Below are 18105 nucleotides of genomic sequence, written 5' to 3'. Positions count from 1 at the left end.
GTCCTGTTGTATCTGATCCCTTAGAGCATTCATCGACAGGGATACGGGTATGAAACCTCGCAAGAAAAGCGTCCAGCCAATCGGCCTGAAGGACATTACCATCGTCGACGACGCCAAGATGAAGAAGGCGATCACAGCCGCCGCGCTGGGCAACGCCATGGAGTGGTTCGACTTTGGGGTATATGGCTTCGTCGCTTATGCCTTGGGCAAGGTGTTTTTCCCCAACGCCGACCCCAGCGTGCAAATGATCGCGGCCTTGGCCACCTTCTCGGTGCCGTTCCTGATCCGGCCTCTTGGCGGGTTGTTCTTCGGCGCCTTGGGCGACAGGTTCGGGCGGCAGAAAATCCTCGCCGCGACCATCGTGATCATGTCCCTGAGCACCTTCGCCATCGGCCTGATACCGTCCTATGCAAGCATTGGTATCTGGGCGCCGATCCTGTTGCTGCTGGCCAAGATGGCCCAGGGCTTTTCGGTGGGTGGCGAATACACCGGTGCCTCGATCTTCGTTGCCGAGTACGCGCCTGACCGCAAGCGCGGCTTTCTCGGCAGCTGGCTGGATTTCGGTTCGATTGCCGGCTTTGTCCTGGGCGCAGGGGTGGTGGTGCTCATTTCCACGGTGCTGGGTGAAGAAAAGTTCCTCGAATGGGGCTGGCGCCTGCCGTTCTTCCTGGCCCTGCCGCTGGGCATCATCGGCCTTTACCTGCGCAATGCGCTGGAAGAAACACCTGCGTTCCAGCAGCACGTCGACAAGCTGGAGCAGGGCGATCGTGAAGGCCTGGCGTCCGGGCCCAAGGTGTCGTTCAAGGAGGTGGCCACCCAGCACTGGCGCAGCCTGGTGACCTGCATCGGCGTGGTGATTGCCACCAACGTCACCTACTACATGCTGCTTACCTACATGCCCAGCTACCTGTCGCACAACCTGCACTATAGCGAAGACCATGGCGTGCTGATCATCATCGCGATCATGGTCGGCATGCTGTTCGTGCAGCCGATCATCGGCCTGCTCAGCGACAAGTTTGGCCGACGGCCGTTCATCATCGTCGGCAGTGTCGGCCTGCTGGCCTTGGCCATTCCGGCATTCATGCTGATCAACAGTGGGGTGCTTGGGCTTATTTTCGCCGGCCTGCTGATCATTGCCGTGCTTCTGAACTTCTTCATCGGCGTGATGGCCTCGACGCTGCCGGCCATGTTCCCCACGCACATCCGTTACAGCGCCCTGGCCAGCGCCTTCAACATCTCGGTGCTGATCGCCGGCCTTACCCCAACCCTCGCTGCGTGGCTGGTGGAGACCACAAACGACCTGTACATGCCTGCCTATTACTTGATGGTGATCGCTGCTGTCGGCCTGGTCACCGGCCTGACCATGAAGGAAACCGCCAACAAGCCCCTGCGCGGCGCCGCACCCGCGGCGTCAGACATCGAAGAGGCGCGTGAACTGCTGCAGGAGCACCACGACAACATCGAGCAGAAGATCGAGGACATCGATGCGCAGATCGCCGAGTTGGAAGCCAAGCGCGAAAAACTGGCACAGCAGCACCCGCGTATCGAATGATCAGCGCGGCATGTAGCCACGCTGCCAGGAACGCGGTATGAACCGCGATACCAGTGCCAGCACGCAGGCCAGCGCACAGCTGCCGGCCAGCGCCTGCAGGCCCAGGTGTTGTTGCAACCAGGCGCCGAGCGCGGCGCCCAGCAACATCCCGGCCCAAGGTACCAACTGCACCCGCCAGCCATTGCGCCGCTCGCCCAGCAGCCAACGCCCCAGGCCGCGGCCGAAACGCGACAGGGCGCCCGTTACGTAAGTCAGGCCGATGGGCAGGCCATTCACCTGCTCGACTACTGCATTGATCATGCCCATGGCCAGCGTGGCCGCCAACAGCGCAGGGAAGGTGGCCGGCAGCGGCCACGCTGCCGCGAAAGCCAGCAGTGCGGCAACCACCAACAACACCGGCCAGGCTCGACGGCGCAATCCGTGAGCCAGGAGCACACCCAGCGCATTGCCCGCGACAAAGCCCAGTACCGCGCCACTGAGGCGTAGCACCAGGGCCAGGTCTGCTTCACTGATGGCCACCGCCAGGCGTGTGGTGTTGCCACTCATGAACGACACGAAATCGCCCAGTGCCAGCAAGCCGATGGCATCGGTCATGCCGGCCAGCACCGACAGGGCGGCGACCAGGCCGAGGCCGACGCGACCACGCATTACCTGCAGGCGCAAACGCCTGGCTGAGCGCGCGGGGAGGGCGTTAGGGAGCATGTGCAGGCCTCAGGGCAGCAGTTTTTCGCGGGCCAGGGTACCTTTGATGGTGCGCTCTACCACATCGACCAGCACCATGGTCTGATGGTCGACCTCGATGTTGAGCAGCTCACCTGGGTGGTAGCTGGCGAAGGTGGTCTGCCGCAGGGTTTCCGGGATCAGGTTGATGGTGATCACGTTGTCCTCCACGTCAGCGACCGTCAGGCTGCAGCCATTGACCCCGATGAAACCACGCGGGAACACGTACTTGCCCCATTGCGGCGGCATGCGGAACTTGATGAAGGCGCCGGTTTCCTTGATCGACAGCTCGACGATCTCGGCGGTGGTGGCGATGTGGCCAGCCATCAGGTGGCCGCCGACTTCGGCGTTCATCTTCGCCGAACGTTCGATGTTCACGCTCCGGCCAGGCTTGAAGCTGCTCAGATTGGTGCGTTCGAGGGTAGCGGTCATGGCGTCGAACCTGACTTGGCTGCCGTTGATTTCGGTCACGGACAGGCAGGTACCTTCGACACTGACGCTGGCACCGATTTTCAGCTCGTCGAGCAGTTCCGGGGTGAGGTCGATGGTGAACTGGTTGTGGCCCGGGTAGGTGGTCACATCAAGCAGAGGGCGGACGGCCTGGACGATGCCGGTGTACATGGAGTTGCTCCTGGGCACGGAAAAGAAAACTTCCGAACGCTATGCCCGTAGCGCAGTAAATGCAAGACCGGCTTCCTGGCTGGCAAGCCGGCTTGCGAGTCTGGCGCCTGCGCGGGGCAGGCGGCGTGCTTGTGGGCGAAACCGGTTTGCCGACGGCAGGGCCACTGCAGATTCAAACATGCCCGCTGCTGTTGACGATCCGCAGGCACAGCGCCTCGTACGGATCCAGGTTCACCATCAGGCGCCCGTCCTCGGTCAAATCGCCTTCGACCGTCTCGTTGATCATGTCGACCACCGGCCCAGGTGTGAACCCGGTCAACAGCAGTTCCTCGGCAATCGCGTCCTGGCCGAAGTTCAGCGCAGTGATCTGGATACCGCGCCCGGCTGGCAGCTCGTGCACCATCACCAGCAGCCCCGGGCTGCTCACCTCAGGTACCAGCACCTGACGGCTGGTGGCGATGCCGTAGGCCTGGCGCACAGCCAGCAGTTTCTTCACCTTGCAGGCAAATGAATCACTCTCGTCCAGCTGCCTGTCCAGGCTGCCGTACAGCGCCCGGGCACGCGGCATGCCCCGCACAGAAGCCTCTGCCTGTGGGTCAAGCCCGGCCAGGTCATAGCCGCCCCGGTGAATCCAGCGGGTATCGCCATCGAGCATGCGTTCGGCAACCGCTTCGGCGGGCAAGGGCAGGGCACCGACCAGGTCCCAGCCGGACAAGGCGACCACCCCCGGCTGCATGGCGTTGTACATGACCAGCAGCAGGTGCACCTTCTTGATCAGTTCGATATCCGCTACGCCAATCTGTTCGAGGTCGCGAATACCCAGTGCAGCAGCGATCAGGCTGGCGGTGGTGCAGGCAATGCCGTTGGTCACGAAGCGCAGGTTGTACGGCGCATGTTCCCCCGACAGCCGTTCGTAGATTTCTTCGCGGATATGTTCACGCAGGATGCTGCCAGGCAGGGTCTGGCCCTTGTACAGGTACATGTCGTGCGCGTGCAGTGTCCAGAAGTGCACCAGCTCCACGGTCAGCTCGTCATGGTTTTGCAGGGCATGGATCAGCGAGGCCGGGTCGATGCCGAAGGCGTGCATCTCCTTGAGCATCAGGCGCAGGAACTCGGTGTCGCCCGTCAGCAGCGCATGCTGGTAGGCCGGCCGGGTAATGAAATCGTAGGACAGGTCGGCACCACCCTTGGACATCTGCGCAATGTCATCGAGGGTCAGGTTCAGCTCCTGGAAGCTGAAACCGCCGGCCTTGCGGATCATGCCACCGATCAGCTGGTTGCCGACGAGCGACAGCGGGTGGCTTTCTGACCAGGCGGTGCCGCTGGCGCGGGTTTCCACGCCGAGAAAGCCGTTGGCGTCCAGGCGCAGGCCGCGTGCACCCAAGCAGTCCAGGGCGTGCAGCGCGTCACCAATGATCATCTGTTGGGCGGCGAAGGTAGGGTCCAGCCAGTTCAATGAGGGCTGGCCTTCTTTGAAGTAGTGCAGGTACACCCAGCGGCGGGTCTTGCCGTCGACGCCTGTGATCGGCGGCGTGGCGCTCCAGTCGGTTTCCTTCACGCCCGGCTCGAAGAAGATTACCCGTTGCAACTGGCCAACGATGTAATGGCGCGCCTTCAGCTCGTCACACTGCGCTGGCAGGAGATTGACCGCATCGCGCCCGGCGGGCACCTCGGGCAGCAGCGTCCAGTCTTCTTCACGGATCTCGACCATGTGGTACAGCCCCGGGTAGGGGCCATGGGCGAGCTCGGCCAGGCGGAAGTCGGCGCCCTTGCCGGTGTGCGAGGGGATCAGGTCGTCGATGGTCACGGCATTGTGCGCAGCGGCCATGCGGCTCATCTGGATCAGTTCCTGCTCGCTGCCGTACAGTGGGTCGATGTCGAAGCTGATGCGGTCGAAGTTGCCGTCCACGCTGGGGGTGAGTTCGCGGCCGCGGATGCCACCGGACAGTTTGATCGGGCCGGTGTGCAGGCCCTGTACGCCGATCTCCGACAGTCGCTTCCACAACGCTTCGTGGGCCAGGGCACCGAGCACCGAGCAACCCTCGGGCGCGATGATGGCGTCGGGGTAGACCGTCAGCCACACCGAGGCGATTTCGGTGGCGCGGCGGGGCTGGGCCTCGGCATAGGGTTGCTGCCACAGGCGCGACTGGCCTGAGTACAGGCTGGCGCGCGCCTGGGAGGCCTTGAGCATGGCGCGGTCTTCGAGCCATTTGACGTACGACGGGTCGGGCTGGGTCATTTCGCGTCCTCTTTGCGTGTCGGCACCGGCTCAGGTTATGACGGCGCTGCGGCCTGAACGTTCGGCTCGAGATGGGTGTTGGTTTCTTCGCGGGCTTGCCCGCTCCCACAGGCTGTCATACCGCTGAAGATTTGCGCTGCACCTGTGGGAGCGGGCGCGCCCGCGAAGAGGCCGGGCCTGCAAAGGCAGGATCAGCGCCGGGCCGACAACTGCTGCGGTGCCAGAAACGCATCATGGAAGTAATTGCGCACCGCCTGCATCGCCGGGCTGAATGCCCGTTCCCGGTGCCAGGCCAACCCCACGCTCATCGGTGTGACCGGGTCGCTGATGGTCACCGTCTCGATGCGCTTGCCCTCCAGCGACCACGGCCGGTGCACCAGGTCCGACAGGATCGCCACTCCGCTGCCATTGGCGACCATGCTGCGCACGGCCTCCACCGAACTGGTCCGCACCCTTACGCTTGGTCGTTGCCCGGCCTGCTCCCAGTAGCGCATGGCACTTTGCTCGGCCTCATCCACGGTCAACAGGATGAACGGCTCACAGGCCACCTCGGCCAGGCTCACGGCCGAGCGCTCGCACAGCGGGTGATGCCCGGGCAGCCACAGCCGGCGCTCGGAGTTGAACAGGGTTTCCGAGACGATGTCGGGGTGGGTGAGGTTGGCGGTGAGCACCACCGCCATGTCAAAACGCCCCTCCAGCAGGCCTTGCTCGATGGCGCTGCGCTCCTGCTCGTACAGCTCCAGGGTCACGCCTGGATGCCAGTGCTCCAGGCGCTGCAAGTGGTGTGGCAGGAAGTAGCCGATCACCGTGTAACTCGCCGCCAGGCGCAACAGGCCACTGGCACGCACGTCCGGTAGCGGGCTGTTCAACGCATCGTCGACACTGCGCAGGATGACGTAGGCACGGTTCAAGAAGTGGCGGCCGGCTTCGGTCAGGCTCATGCCTTGGGCCGAGCGCTGGAACAACAGCACGCCGAGCATCGCTTCCAGCTCCTTGATGGCTGTGGTCACTGCCGACTGGGAGATGTTCAGGTGGATCGCCGCTTGGGAGATCTGGCCGATTTCAGCGGTGGCAACGAAGTAGCGGACCTGGCGCAGGGTGAGTGACACGGTAGGCTCCCGGGGTATCTGTTTTTCAGAAGGTACCCCATCTGTTTATAGATCTTCCCAAGGGGGTGCAGAGAATCTAACGTGGCTTGCATGCAGTCACAAGTGCCAGGAGACGCGGTCATGCAAGCAGTGGATTTCAACTCGGACATGGGGGAGGGCTTTGGCCCGTGGACCATTGGCGATGGCGTCGATCACGAACTGATGGGCTACATCAGCAGCGCCAACATCGCCACCGGTTTCCACGCCGGCGACCCCGGCACCATGCGCCGCACCGTCGAGCGCGCCAAGGCACTGGGCGTTGCTGTGGGGGCACACCCGGGGTTCCGTGACCTGGTCGGCTTTGGCCGCCGGCATATCAATGCCTCGGCGCAGGAACTGGTGGACGACATGCTCTATCAATTGGGCGCGTTGCGTGAAATCGCCCGTGCCCAGGGCGTGCGTCTGCAGCACATCAAACCGCACGGGGCGTTGTACATGCACCTGGCGCGTGACGAAGAAGCCGCGCGCTTGCTGGTGGAAAACCTGCGGGTGATCGAGCCGGAACTGCTGCTGTTCTGCATGCCAGGTTCGGTGATCTGTCGCATTGCCCAGGAACTGGGGCAGCCGGTGATTCGCGAGTTCTATGCCGACCGCGAGTACGACCTGAGCGGGTCGATCGTGTTTACCCGCAATGTGCGTGGCTACGAGCCCCAGGCCGTTGCCGAGCGGGTGCTGCGTGCTTGCCGGCAAGGCGTGGTGCGCACGGTCGAAGGCCAGGACCTGGCGATCGAATTCGATTCCATTTGCCTGCACAGTGACACCCCGGGCGCGCTGGACCTGGTCGAGGCCACGCGCAGGGCACTGGATGCGGCCGGCATCGTGGTGCGGGCACCGCGCTGAACCCGTCAGGCATCCGGCAAACCGACACGCCGGAGCCCGTGCATCTTGTTTTCGCCTGCCTTTCTATAAAGATTTCAAGAAAAGGAACTGTCATGGCCGAACCGCTTGCTACAACCCCGATCCGTTACAGCTTCGGCGCCGACGAGCACCTGTTTGCCGAAGTCAGCGAAAGCATGTCGCTGGAGGCCTTTTTCAAGGGTATGGCCGTCACCCGTGCGGTGGAGCGCATGGCCCTGGATGGCGTACTTGATGTGTGCCTGGCCAATGCGTCGTTCCAGGTCCGCTTCGACCCGGACCGTATCGCCCCCGAGGCACTGCTCGAAGCCGTGCGCGGCGCCGAGGCGCAGGCGGTGGCCGAGCGTTCGTTGCAGACGCGGATCATCGAGATCCCGGTGCTGTACAACGACCCCTGGACCCATGAAACCCTGATGCGCTTTCGGGATCGCCACCAGGACCCGACCAGCACTGACCTGGAGTACGCCGCGCGCATCAACGGCCTGGCCGATGTCGAGGCCTTCATCGCCGCCCACAGTGGCGCGCCATGGTTCGTGTCGATGGTGGGCTTTGTCGCCGGCCTGCCGTTCATGTTCCAGATGGTCGAGCGCGAGCGGCAGCTGCAGGTGCCCAAGTACCTGCGACCCCGTACCGACACGCCCAAGCTCACCCTGGGCCATGGCGGCTGCTTTGGTTGCATCTACTCGGTGCGCGGGGCGGGGGGCTACCAGATGTTCGGCGTCACCCCGGCACCGATCTACGATCCGCAGCAGACCTTGAATTACCTGAAAGAGCACATGGTGTTCTTCCGCCCGGGTGACATCGTGCAGTTCAAGCCTATCGACCGCCGCACCTACGACCAGGCGGTGGCGGAAGTGGAGGATGGCTGCTTCGACCTGCGCATTCGCCCGGTGGCGTTTTCCCTGGACGCCTTCCTCGCCGACCCGGTCGGCTACCCCAAATCGTTGCAGGAGGTGCTGGCATGATCAAGGTACTCAAACCGGGGCTGGCCACTTCTGTACAGGACCTGGGCCGCGAAGGTTACTACCACCTGGGTATCCCACCGTCCGGCGCACTCGACCAGTACGCCTTGAGCGCAGCCAATCACCTGGTGGGCAACCCGGCCGGCGCTGCGGGCCTGGAGTGTGCGCTGGTGGGGCCGGAGCTGGAGTTCCAGCAGGACGCACTGGTCGCTGTGTGCGGTGCGCAGATGCCAGCGTTGCTCGATGGCCGCGAGCAGCGCCCGGACACTGCGTTTGCCGTGCGGGCCGGGCAAGTGTTGCGTTTCGGCTTTCCAACAGCGGGCGCCCGGGCCTACCTGGCAGTGGCCGGAGGCATCGATGTGCCCGAGGTACTGGGTAGCCGGTCCACCTACGCGCTGGGCGCGTTGGGTGGCTTTCATGGGCGCAAACTGATGGCGGGCGACCTGCTGCCGGTCGGCGTGCCCAGCGGCAAGACCCGTGCCGGTGCAAGCTTGCCCATGGCCCTGCGTCAGGCCCTGGGGGGCGAGGTGGTGTTGCGGGTGGTGCCTGGGCTGTACTTCCACCGCCTGACCGAAGCTGCAGCGCAACGTTTCTTCACCGACGCCTGGACGGTTGGCTCCGAAGCGGACCGTATCGGATATCGCTACAAAGGCGGCAGCGCCTTGAGTTTCCAGCCTCGCGAGCAGCCGTTCGGTGCCGGGTCGGACCCGTCCAATATCGTCGACAGCTGCTACCCGATTGGATCGATCCAGGTGCCGGCAGGGTTGGAACCGATCATCCTGCATCGCGATGCAGTGTCGGGGGGCGGCTACGCCATGATCGGCACGGTGATCAGCGCCGACCTCGACCTGATCGGGCAGATGCAGCCCAACCAGCAGGCGCGGTTCCTGCCGGTGAGCCTGGAGCAGGCACTGGAGGCACGGCGTTCGTACAAGAAGAAGCTGGCCTGCCTGGCCAGGCTCTTCAGCTGAGCATGATGTTTTCGCTGTAGCTGCGGCCTTGTGTCTCGACGGGGCCGCAACAGGCTCCGCGGCTACACCGAGCGCGCAGGCTTGCTGATGGTCTTGCCGGTTTGCGAGGCCACCTCAAGGGCTTGGCCGTCTCGCTGTTTGCCTTGGCGCGCCAGGCCTTCAAGCTGCGGTATCAGCATGCCTTCCGGCAAATGCCGCCAGAACCGCCCTGGCATGTGCAGGCGCAAGGCATCCGGGTTGAGGCGGGCCGGGTTGAAGGTGTGGCGGTAGTAGGTGCGCCAAAGTTCGGCGCCGGGGTCTTCGGCGTTGCGGGCCCACTGGCGCCAGGGCTCGGGGCACTGTCGCTGGTAGTCGAACGACTGGCCGTCGAAGCGAATGCCATCCTGTGGCGTGGCAATCAACCAGCGCAAACGCCCCAGGCGATCGGCAAAATGCGCGCTGGCACTGTGCAGAATGTCGTGTGCCGGCTCGTGATAGGCCACCAGATCCAGCTGCAAGTGCTCAGCCAGTTCCTCAGGCAACGGCACGAAGCGTACAAACGCGTGCAAGTGATGCGCCTCGCGGGTTACCTGCTTGATGCGCCGTTGCAGCTCACTGCCCAGCCGGTCACCGGCCAGCATTGCCGTGCGGTCGCCATGGGCGACGCGCCACAGCACTTCATACAGCAGGTTCCAGCGCTGCTCGCCACGGTAGCGAGAGGCCTGCTCCAACTGGCTCAGCAGTGCGGCCGGGACTTTGGCCCGGAAAGGGCCAGGCCCTTCAGGCGGCGCAGCCGGCACGGCCAGCAGGTCAGCCATCGGGCCTTGCGACCAGGTGACTTCCGACGGGTCGATGCCATGGCTCAACAACCCCCGGGCCTGCTCGCGCCAGGTGGCGAACAGGTCGTCGCAGTCGAGTGCGATCACCCCCATAACCCCATCTGCACGGGCGCTGGCGGCTCACTCAAGCGCGCTCGCAGCAAGCCGCTGCGCAGCTCGGCCTGGGCGGGGCGGTAGTCGCTGGTGACGATGAACGGCCGTGCCTTGTCCAGCACGCAGCGCAGCTGGATCAGGTCGTCATAACGGATGCGCCGCTCCCGCCGCAGGGCGACCAGGCGCTGTACGCTGCGCAGGCCGATGCCGGGGATACGCGCCAGTAGCGCAGGTTCCGCGCGGTTCACGTCCAGCGGGAAGACTTCGCGGTTGGCCAGCGCCCAGGCTAGCTTGGGGTCGATGTCCAGTGCCAGGTTACCGCTGTGGCCCAGCAGCTCGCCAGCCTTGTAGCCATAGCCACGCAGCAGGAAGTCGGCTTGATACAGGCGGTGTTCGCGCAGCAGCGGTGGTGCGGCGAGGGGCACGCTGCCGGGGCTGTCGGGGATCGGGCTGAAGGCAGAGTAGTACACGCGCTTGAGGCCGTAGCCCTGGTACAGCGACTCGGCATTGCGCAGCAAGGTACTGTCGTCGGTGCTGTCGGCGCCGACGATGACTTGGGTGCTCTGCCCGGCCGGGGTAAAGCGCGGCGCCCTGGGCTCGTTGGCCACGGCCTGCTGGCCCTGATGAATCACGCCCATGGCCTGGCGAATGGTGTGCCCTTGCTTTTCCGGCGCCAGGCGCTTGAGGCTGGCGTCGGTGGGCAGTTCGATGTTGACACTGAGGCGGTCGGCCAGGCGCCCGGCCTCTTCGATCAGCAGCGGGTCGGCATCGGGGATGGCCTTGAGGTGGATGTAGCCGCGGAAGCTGTGTTCTTCGCGCAACAGCCGGGCCACACGGATCAGCTGCTCCATGGTGTAGTCCGCCGAGCGGATGATGCCAGAGCTGAGGAACAGGCCGCTGATGCAATTGCGCCGGTAGAAGTCCAGGGTCAGGCGCACCACTTCCTCGGGGCTGAAGCGTGCGCGCGGCACGTTGCTGGAGCGGCGGTTGACGCAGTACTGGCAGTCGTACAGGCAGAAGTTGGTCAGCAGTACCTTGAGCAGTGATACGCAGCGGCCGTCGGGGGTGTAGCTGTGACAGATACCCATGCCGTTGGTGGCACCCAGGCCGTCAGCGCCCCGCGAGTTACGCTTGGGCGCGCCGCTGCTGGCGCAGGAGGCGTCGTACTTGGCTGCGTCGGCAAGGATGCCGAGTTTGGCGATGAGTTGCATGGCGCTGTCTCGCAATACTGAATATTCATACAGTATTTTGAGATTTGATGGATTGCAAGCAGTTTGCGCCAGCCATGCCCGACCCTAACCGTCAGCTAAGCTTTGGCTGAGTCTTGCAGGGCAACGAGGCATGGGAGAGGTTATGAAGATCACCATCAAGCCAACATTGGCGCTGGCCGGCCTGGCGTGGGCAATCGCTATGCTCAATGCCCAGGCTGCAGAAACCCGAAAGGTCGATGTGCTGCTGGTAGGCGGCGGCATCATGAGTTCCACCTTGGCTGTGTGGCTCAACGAACTGGAACCCGGCTGGTCGATGGAAATGGTCGAGCGCCTGGACAAGGTGGCCGAAGAAAGCTCCAACGGCTGGAACAATGCGGGTACCGGCCACTCGGCCCTGGCTGAGCTGAACTACACGCCGGAAAAAGACGGCAAGATCGACATCAGCAAAGCGGTGGAAATCAACGAATCCTTTCAGGTGACCCGGCAGTTTCTTGCCTGGCAAGTGAAACAGGGCGTGCTGAAAAACCCGCATTCGTTCATCAACACCACCCCGCACATGAGCTTTGTCTGGGGCGATGACAATATCCGCTTCCTGAAGAAGCGCTACGAGGCGCTGCAGACCAGCCCCCTGTTCAAGCCCATGCAGTACTCCGAAGACCACGAGCAGATCCGCAAATGGGTCCCGCTGATGATGGAAGGCCGCGATCCCAACCAGAAGCTGGCCGTGACCTGGACGCCGATCGGCACCGACGTCAACTTTGGCGAGATCACCCGGCAGTATGTGGGTTACCTGCAGACGCGGCCGAACTTCGATCTCAAGCTGTCGAGCGAAGTGCAGGACATCACCCGTAACGACGACGGTTCCTGGCACGTCGAGTACAAGAATCTGAAGAATGGCAGCAAGGCAGCCACCGATGCCCGGTTCCTGTTCATCGGCGCTGGCGGGGCGGCACTGCCGCTGCTGCAGAAGTCGGGTATCGACGAGGCCAAGGACTATGGCGGCTTCCCGGTCGGTGGCTCGTTCCTGGTCACTGACAACCCGGCTATCGCCCAGCGCCACATGGCCAAGGCCTATGGCATTGCCGCAACCGGTGCGCCGCCCATGTCGGTGCCGCACCTGGACACCCGGGTACTTGATGGCAAGCGCCTGATCCTGTTTGGGCCGTTCGCCACCTTCTCGACCAAGTTCCTCAAGCAGGGCTCATTGCTTGACCTGCTCGCCAGTACCAGCGTGCACAATGCCTGGCCGATGGTGCGGGTAGGGGTACGCGAGTTCGACCTGGTGCAGTACCTGATCGGGCAGGTGCTGCAATCGGACGATGACCGCTTCGAAGCGCTGCGCACCTACTTCCCCGAGGCGAAGAAAGAAGACTGGCGGCTGTGGCAGGCGGGCCAGCGGGTGCAAATCATCAAGAAAGACGAAGCGTTGGGCGGCGTGCTCAAGCTCGGTACCGAGGTGGTGACGTCCAGGGACGGCAGTATCGCCGGCTTGCTGGGGGCTTCTCCCGGTGCGTCGACCGCTGCGCCTATCATGCTCGATGTGTTGAACAAGGTGTTCAAGAACAAGGTGGCGTCGCCCGAGTGGCAGGTCAAGATCAAACAGATCATCCCGTCCTATGGCATCCGCCTGAACGACCACCCGGATCAGCTAGAGAAGGAGTGGGCATACACCAACGAGGTGCTGCAGCTTGAGCCGCCTGTCAGTCCGCAGCGCCCTGAGTCGATAAGGCCGGCTGACAGCCAGGGAGTGGCCAGCCGGTAATCATTGCAGTCAAGCTGGCGCAATCTTGCCACGTCCGATGCCGTAGTAAGTCAGCCCTGCCGAGGCCATGTGCTCGGGTTCGTACAGGTTGCGGCCATCGAACACCACCCGGTCGGCCAGCTGCTGCGGCACCTCGTCCAGGTTGAGCACACGGTAGTCCTGCCATTCGGTGACGATCACCAGGGCATCGGCGCCCCGCAACGCATCGTCCTTGCAGGGCACCAGTTGCAGGTCGGCACGCGGGCCGTAGTGGCGCCGGATTTCTTCCATGGCCTGAGGGTCGTGAGCCTGCACCCGCGCGCCCGCGGCCCACAATGCTTCCAGCAGGACCCGGCTGGAGGCTTCGCGGATATCATTGGTATTGGGCTTGAACGACAAGCCCCACAGGGCAAACACCTTGCCCCGCAGGCCGCCGGGGTAATGGCGCTGGATCTTGCTGAACAGCCGGCCCTTCTGCTGCTCGTTGACCGACTCTACTGCGCGCAGCAACTGTGTCTCGAAGCCTTCCGCCTCGGCACTGTGGCGCAGGGCTTGCAGGTCTTTGGGGAAGCACGAGCCGCCAAAACCGCAGCCGGCGTAGATGAAGTCGTAACCGATGCGCGGGTCCGAGCCGATGCCACGGCGCACCATTTCGATGTCGGCCCCCAGGTGCTCGGCCAGGTTGGCGATCTCGTTGATGAAGGAAATCTTGGTGGCCAGCATGCAATTGGCTGCGTACTTGGTCAGCTCGGCACTGCGCGCGTCCATGACCATGAACTTTTCGCGGTTGCGGTTGAACGGCAGGTAAAGCTCGCGTAGCAACTCCACTTCGGCCGCTTCTGCGCCGCCGATGATGATGCGCTGGGGGCGCATGCAGTCATCCACCGCAGACCCCTCCTTGAGAAACTCCGGGTTGCTGATCACCTGGAAGCGGCTGGTATCGGCCACGGCCTGGGCGATGCGTGCCTTGATGCGGTGTACCGTACCCACCGGCACGGTGGACTTGTTGACGATTACTTTGGGCCCGTCAGCGTGTTCGAGGATGCTGTCGACCACGGCGAAAACGTGCTTCAGGTCGGCGCTGCCGTCGGCTTGCGGTGGGGTACCGACGGCAATGAACTGCAACCGGGCATAGTTGGCAGCGGCTGCGGCATCCGTGGTGAAGCGTAGCCGACCGCAGGCGAGGTTCTTCTCCAGCAGCGGCGCAAGGCCGGGCTCGAAGATCGGGCAATGGCCTTCACTCAGGCTGGCCACCCGATCGGCATCGACATCCATGCACAACACCGAATGGCCTACCTGGGCCAGGCACACCGCCTGGGTCAGGCCGACATAGCCGGTTCCGAAAACCGTGACCTTCATTTGACAGCTCCTTGATAGGAAAGCTGAAAAAAAATGTCACATCGTTGTTTAGGAATTGTGACCTGAGGGAAATGCTCGTGGACCATATGGCCGTTATTCCACGTCGCCCAGGCAGAGCATCTAAACTTACTGACAGCTCGCAGTTGCGTGTTGTACCGCGAACGAAAACCCTTGAACCGACCACCGCCTTCCCGGAGCGGACGTCCCTCGTTGGCGATGGCCTTCTTGCAGAGGAGGGCAGGTCATGGACGAGGCAAGGCTTCACGATTTCATGGGCAAGCTGGTGGGCGACATGGGCGCGGCGGCGACACTGGCCAATGTCATTCTCGGCGATGAACTGGGGCTGTACCGGGCCATGGCCGACAGCCAGGCGGTTACCCCTGAGCAACTGGCGGAAAAGACCGGCTGCCACCCGCGGCTGGTGCGCGAATGGTTGAATGCCCAGGCGGCATCGGGCTACATGGTCCATGACAAGGGTCGTTTTGTGCTGCCTGAAGAACAGGCCATGGCCCTGGCGCTGGAGGACTCCCCGGCCTACATGGCCGGCGGCGCGGCAGTGGTGGCGGCGCTGTTCCATGACAAGGACAAGCTGGTAGCTGCCATGCGCGGCGATGGCGGGTTGGCCTGGGGCGATCACCACCCGTGCATGTTCAGCGGTACCGAGCGGTTTTTCCGGCCGGGGTATCGCACCTTCCTGGTTGCGGATTGGCTGCCGGCACTGGAGGGTGTGGTGGCCAAGCTGCAGGCGGGCGCCAAGGTGGCGGACGTGGGCTGCGGTCATGGTGCCTCGACGCTGGTGATGGCGCAGGCGTTTCCGGCGTCGACCTTCGTGGGGTACGACTATCATCAGCCTTCGATCGTCACCGCCAACGCGCGTGCGCGGGAAGCGGGGTTGGAGGGGCGGGTGAGCTTCCAGCAGGCCAGCGCCAAGGAGTACCCGGGGCATGACCATGACCTGGTGTGCTTCTTCGATTGCCTGCACGACATGGGTGACCCGGTCGGGGCAGCCCGGCATGCCTACCGTGCTTTGAAGGCTGACGGCACGGTCATGCTGGTTGAGCCGTATGCCGAGGACTCGCTGGAGGGTAACCTGACACCGGTCGGGCGCTTGTTCTATGCGGCGTCGACGTTTATCTGCACGCCCAATTCGTTGTCGCAGGAAGTGGGGCTGGGGTTGGGCGCGCAGGCCGGGGAGGCGCGATTGCGGGCCGTCTTCGAGGAGGCGGGGTTCAGCCGCTTCCGGCGGGCGACGCAGACGCCGTTCAACCTGATTCTGGAGGCCCGCAAGTAGAGCGTGATCTTGCGCCGGCCTCTTCGCGGGCTTGCCCGCTCCCACAGGTTACGTGCTTGTTTCAGGGCTGTGGCGATCCTGGACCTGGAAAGCAGAAGGGGTGCTGCATGGCACCCCTTCTGTTTGTCGCTTAGGCTTCAGCGTCCCAAGGACGATCGCCTTTTTCATCTTTGACGCGGGTCGGCAGGCCCATCACGTCCAGCGCCTTGAGGAACGGCTCGGCTGGCAGCTCCTCGACGTTGACCATGCGCTTGGCATCCCACTCGCCACGAGCGACCAGCAGGGCAGCGGCCACTGGCGGTACACCGGCGGTGTAGGAAATGCCCTGGCTGTCGGTCTCGGCATAGGCTTCTTCGTGGTCGGCCACGTTGTAGATGAACACTTCGCGCGGCTGGCCATCCTTGGTGCCTTTGACCAGGTCGCCGATGCAGGTCTTGCCGGTGTAGCCAGGGGCCAGCGAGGCCGGGTCTGGCAGTACGGCCTTGACCACTTTCAGCGGTACCACTTCCAGGCCTTCGGCGGTTTTCACCGGTTGCTCGCTGAGCAGGCCCAGGTTTTTCAGAACAGTGAACACGTTGATGTAGTGCTCGCCGAAGCTCATCCAGAAGCGCACGTTCGGGACGTTGAGGTTCTTCGAAATCGAGTGAACTTCATCGTGGCCGGTCAGGTACAGGTTTTGCGAGCCTACCACTGGCAGGTCGTCGGTACGCTTGACCTCGAACATGGTGTTGCTGGTCCACTGGCTGTTCTGCCAGCTCCACACTTGTCCGGTGAACTCGCGGAAGTTGATTTCCGGGTCGAAGTTGGTGGCAAAGTACTTGCCATGCGAACCGGCATTGACGTCGAGAATATCGATCGAATCAATGCTGTCGAAATACTGCTGCTGCGCCAGCTTGGCGTAGCTGTTCACCACACCCGGGTCGAAACCGACGCCGAGAATGGCGGTAATGTTCTTTGCCTGGCACTCTTCGAGGTGTTTCCACTCGTAGTTGCCGTACCACGGTGGGGTCTCGCAGATCTTGCCCGGCTCTTCGTGGATGGCGGTGTCCAGATAGGCGACACCCGTATCGATGCAAGCACGCAGCACCGACATGTTGAGGAAGGCGGAACCCACATTGATCACGATCTGCGATTCGGTTTCGCGGATCAGCGCCTTGGTTGCCTCGACATCGAGGGCATTGAGCGAGAAGGCCTGGATGTCGGCGGGTACCTTGAGGCTACCCTTGGCCTTGACGCTGTCGATGATGGCCTGGCATTTGGAGATGTTCCGTGACGCGATGGCGATACGACCCAGTTCGTCGTTATGCTGCGCGCACTTGTGGGCCACCACCTTGGCGACACCTCCTGCACCAATGATAAGAACGTTCTTCTTCAATTTACCCTTTGCTCCTTACTTGAAAGCCGGTCTTACGACAGGCTGGAAACGTAGTCTTCGAAACCGAACTCGCGGACGACTTCGACGCTGCCGTCGAGCTGCTTGACCACGATGGAAGGCATCTTCAGCCCGTTGAACCAGTTTTTCTTGACCATGGTGTAGCCCGCCGTGTCGATGAACGACAGGCGATCGCCAATGGCCAGCGGACGGTCGAATTGGTACTCGCCGAAGATGTCACCGGCCAGGCATGACTTGCCGCAGACCATGTAGGTATGCTCGCCGTCATTGGGGGCCATCTTGGCGTTGAGGCGGTAGATCAGCAGGTCGAGCAGGTGCGCTTCGATCGAGCTGTCGACCACGGCCAGGTGCTTGCCGTTGTACAGGGTATCGAGCACGGTCACTTCCAGCGAGGCGCTGTTGGTGATGGCGGCTTCGCCCGGCTCCAGGTAAACCTGCACGCCGTATTTTTCCGAGAACGCCTTCAGGCGCGCGCAGAAGGCGTCTACTGCATAGTCTTCACCGGTGAAGTGAATGCCACCACCCAGGCTGACCCACTCGACCTTGTGCAGCAGGTGGCCGAATCGCTCTTCGATGTGCGTGAGCATCTTGTCGAACAGGCCGAAGTCACCGTTCTCGCAGTTGTTGTGGAACATGAAGCCGGAGATCTGTTCGATCACCTGTTCGATCTTCGCCGGGTCCCATTCGCCCAGGCGGCTGAACGGGCGGGCCGGGTCGGCCAGCAGGTAGTCGGAGCTGCTGACCTGCGGGTTGACGCGCAGACCACGCACCTTGCCTTCGGACTGTTCGGCAAAGCGTTGCAGCTGGCCGATCGAGTTGAAGATGATCTTGTCGCAGTTCTCAAGCATCTCCTCGACCTCGTCGTCGGCCCAGGCCACGCTATAGGCATGGGTTTCGCCGGCGAACTTCTGGCGGCCGAGCTTGAGCTCGAACAGGGAGGACGAGGTGGTTCCGTCCATGTACTGCTGCATCAGGTCGAACACCGACCAAGTGGCGAAGCACTTGAGGGCGAGCAGCGCCTTGGCACCGGAGTGTTCGCGCACGTAGGCGATCTTCTCCATGTTGCTGAGCAGCTTGGTTTTATCGATGAGGTAATACGGCGTCTTGATCATTTAAAGGCCCCCGGCCAGG

At 63.1% G+C, this 18105-nt stretch carries 15 protein-coding genes; 6 read left to right on the top strand and 9 right to left on the bottom strand.

The features are described 5' to 3' along the window. Window positions 1-49: 49 nt before the first annotated feature. The gene (gene proP / locus AC3RCM_RS14890) at window positions 50-1552 is read left to right on the top strand and encodes a glycine betaine/L-proline transporter ProP (RefSeq protein ID WP_064490698.1); all 1503 of its coding nucleotides are present in this window, start codon (window positions 50-52) and stop codon (window positions 1550-1552) included. Here proP and AC3RCM_RS14885 read toward each other — a convergent pair whose 3' ends face one another. The 4 genes from AC3RCM_RS14885 to AC3RCM_RS14870 all read right to left on the bottom strand — a co-directional run bounded on the left by AC3RCM_RS14885 (window position 1553) and on the right by AC3RCM_RS14870 (window position 6241). Continuing rightward, window positions 1553-2254 (bottom strand): YoaK family protein, encoded by a 702-nt coding sequence (locus AC3RCM_RS14885; RefSeq protein ID WP_088512230.1) that lies wholly within the window; start codon window positions 2252-2254, stop codon window positions 1553-1555. A 9-nt stretch (window positions 2255-2263) separates the two neighbouring features. After that, window positions 2264-2893, bottom strand: coding sequence for a riboflavin synthase subunit alpha (locus AC3RCM_RS14880; RefSeq protein ID WP_088512229.1), 630 nt, complete (start codon window positions 2891-2893; stop codon window positions 2264-2266). 172 nt (window positions 2894-3065) lie between these two features. Next, on the bottom strand, window positions 3066-5132 hold the full coding sequence (treS, locus tag AC3RCM_RS14875) for a maltose alpha-D-glucosyltransferase (protein WP_392522598.1): 2067 nt from the start codon (window positions 5130-5132) through the stop codon (window positions 3066-3068). Between the two features lie 191 nt (window positions 5133-5323). Beyond that, window positions 5324-6241, bottom strand: coding sequence for a LysR family transcriptional regulator (locus tag AC3RCM_RS14870; RefSeq protein WP_010953821.1), 918 nt, complete (start codon window positions 6239-6241; stop codon window positions 5324-5326). A gap of 120 nt (window positions 6242-6361) precedes the next feature. Between AC3RCM_RS14870 and AC3RCM_RS14865 the strand changes: the two genes are divergently transcribed. The 3 genes from AC3RCM_RS14865 to AC3RCM_RS14855 all read left to right on the top strand — a co-directional run bounded on the left by AC3RCM_RS14865 (window position 6362) and on the right by AC3RCM_RS14855 (window position 9068). Further along, a complete protein-coding gene (locus AC3RCM_RS14865; RefSeq protein ID WP_064490695.1) occupies window positions 6362-7120 on the top strand; it encodes a 5-oxoprolinase subunit PxpA in 759 nt (252 codons plus the stop codon). A gap of 92 nt (window positions 7121-7212) precedes the next feature. Next, complete coding sequence (locus AC3RCM_RS14860) at window positions 7213-8100, top strand: 5-oxoprolinase subunit B family protein (RefSeq protein ID WP_049586156.1); 888 nt, start codon at window positions 7213-7215, stop codon at window positions 8098-8100. Beyond that, entirely contained in the window at window positions 8097-9068 is a 972-nt protein-coding gene (locus AC3RCM_RS14855; protein ID WP_014861077.1) for a 5-oxoprolinase subunit C family protein, read from the top strand. The genes AC3RCM_RS14860 and AC3RCM_RS14855 overlap by 4 nt, the downstream gene beginning before the upstream one ends. A 62-nt stretch (window positions 9069-9130) precedes the next feature. Here the strand turns inward: AC3RCM_RS14855 and AC3RCM_RS14850 are convergent, their stop codons facing one another. Continuing rightward, window positions 9131-9979 carry a TIGR03915 family putative DNA repair protein gene (locus tag AC3RCM_RS14850; protein WP_104887526.1) on the bottom strand — a complete coding sequence of 283 codons (849 nt, stop codon included), beginning with the start codon at window positions 9977-9979 and terminating at the stop codon, window positions 9131-9133. Then, a complete protein-coding gene (locus AC3RCM_RS14845) occupies window positions 9970-11190 on the bottom strand; it encodes a putative DNA modification/repair radical SAM protein (RefSeq protein WP_104887527.1) in 1221 nt (406 codons plus the stop codon). The genes AC3RCM_RS14850 and AC3RCM_RS14845 overlap by 10 nt, the downstream gene beginning before the upstream one ends. 142 nt (window positions 11191-11332) lie before the next feature. Here AC3RCM_RS14845 and mqo point away from each other — a divergent pair, with 142 nt between their 5' ends. Then, window positions 11333-12952, top strand: coding sequence for a malate dehydrogenase (quinone) (mqo, locus tag AC3RCM_RS14840; protein ID WP_492628987.1), 1620 nt, complete (start codon window positions 11333-11335; stop codon window positions 12950-12952). Between the two features lie 9 nt (window positions 12953-12961). On the opposite strand, the gene AC3RCM_RS14835 is transcribed toward mqo, so the two are convergent. Next, window positions 12962-14290 (bottom strand): UDP-glucose dehydrogenase family protein, encoded by a 1329-nt coding sequence (locus AC3RCM_RS14835; protein ID WP_020191326.1) that lies wholly within the window; start codon window positions 14288-14290, stop codon window positions 12962-12964. Window positions 14291-14534: 244 nt separating this feature from the next. On the opposite strand from AC3RCM_RS14835, the gene AC3RCM_RS14830 reads away from it, so the two are divergent. Continuing rightward, entirely contained in the window at window positions 14535-15581 is a 1047-nt protein-coding gene (locus tag AC3RCM_RS14830; RefSeq protein ID WP_064490690.1) for a class I SAM-dependent methyltransferase, read from the top strand. Between the two features lie 130 nt (window positions 15582-15711). Here AC3RCM_RS14830 and AC3RCM_RS14825 read toward each other — a convergent pair whose 3' ends face one another. Both AC3RCM_RS14825 and nspC read right to left on the bottom strand, forming a co-directional pair. Continuing rightward, window positions 15712-16956, bottom strand: a complete 1245-nt coding sequence (locus tag AC3RCM_RS14825) for a saccharopine dehydrogenase family protein (RefSeq protein WP_003248123.1) — start codon at window positions 16954-16956, stop codon at window positions 15712-15714. A gap of 32 nt (window positions 16957-16988) precedes the next feature. Continuing rightward, complete coding sequence (nspC, locus tag AC3RCM_RS14820) at window positions 16989-18086, bottom strand: carboxynorspermidine decarboxylase (RefSeq protein ID WP_003248125.1); 1098 nt, start codon at window positions 18084-18086, stop codon at window positions 16989-16991. Window positions 18087-18105: the final 19 nt, after the last annotated feature.

The organism is Pseudomonas sp. GW823-FHT05G12 (assembly GCF_058795575.1).
This window is presented reverse-complemented; position numbering and strand designations above follow the sequence as displayed.

What these genes read in the sequence shown, in the direction of transcription:
- proP (WP_064490698.1), top strand. Translation starts at nt 50, where the DNA reads ATGAAACCTCGCAAGAAAAGCGTCCAGCCAATCGGCCTGAAGGACATT.
- AC3RCM_RS14885 (WP_088512230.1), bottom strand. Translation starts at nt 2,254, where the DNA reads ATGCTCCCTAACGCCCTCCCCGCGCGCTCAGCCAGGCGTTTGCGCCTG.
- AC3RCM_RS14880 (WP_088512229.1), bottom strand. Translation starts at nt 2,893, where the DNA reads ATGTACACCGGCATCGTCCAGGCCGTCCGCCCTCTGCTTGATGTGACC.
- treS (WP_392522598.1), bottom strand. Translation starts at nt 5,132, where the DNA reads ATGACCCAGCCCGACCCGTCGTACGTCAAATGGCTCGAAGACCGCGCC.
- AC3RCM_RS14865 (WP_064490695.1), top strand. Translation starts at nt 6,362, where the DNA reads ATGCAAGCAGTGGATTTCAACTCGGACATGGGGGAGGGCTTTGGCCCG.
- AC3RCM_RS14860 (WP_049586156.1), top strand. Translation starts at nt 7,213, where the DNA reads ATGGCCGAACCGCTTGCTACAACCCCGATCCGTTACAGCTTCGGCGCC.
- AC3RCM_RS14855 (WP_014861077.1), top strand. Translation starts at nt 8,097, where the DNA reads ATGATCAAGGTACTCAAACCGGGGCTGGCCACTTCTGTACAGGACCTG.
- AC3RCM_RS14850 (WP_104887526.1), bottom strand. Translation starts at nt 9,979, where the DNA reads ATGGGGGTGATCGCACTCGACTGCGACGACCTGTTCGCCACCTGGCGC.
- AC3RCM_RS14845 (WP_104887527.1), bottom strand. Translation starts at nt 11,190, where the DNA reads ATGCAACTCATCGCCAAACTCGGCATCCTTGCCGACGCAGCCAAGTAC.
- mqo (WP_492628987.1), top strand. Translation starts at nt 11,333, where the DNA reads ATGAAGATCACCATCAAGCCAACATTGGCGCTGGCCGGCCTGGCGTGG.
- AC3RCM_RS14835 (WP_020191326.1), bottom strand. Translation starts at nt 14,290, where the DNA reads ATGAAGGTCACGGTTTTCGGAACCGGCTATGTCGGCCTGACCCAGGCG.
- AC3RCM_RS14830 (WP_064490690.1), top strand. Translation starts at nt 14,535, where the DNA reads ATGGACGAGGCAAGGCTTCACGATTTCATGGGCAAGCTGGTGGGCGAC.
- nspC (WP_003248125.1), bottom strand. Translation starts at nt 18,086, where the DNA reads ATGATCAAGACGCCGTATTACCTCATCGATAAAACCAAGCTGCTCAGC.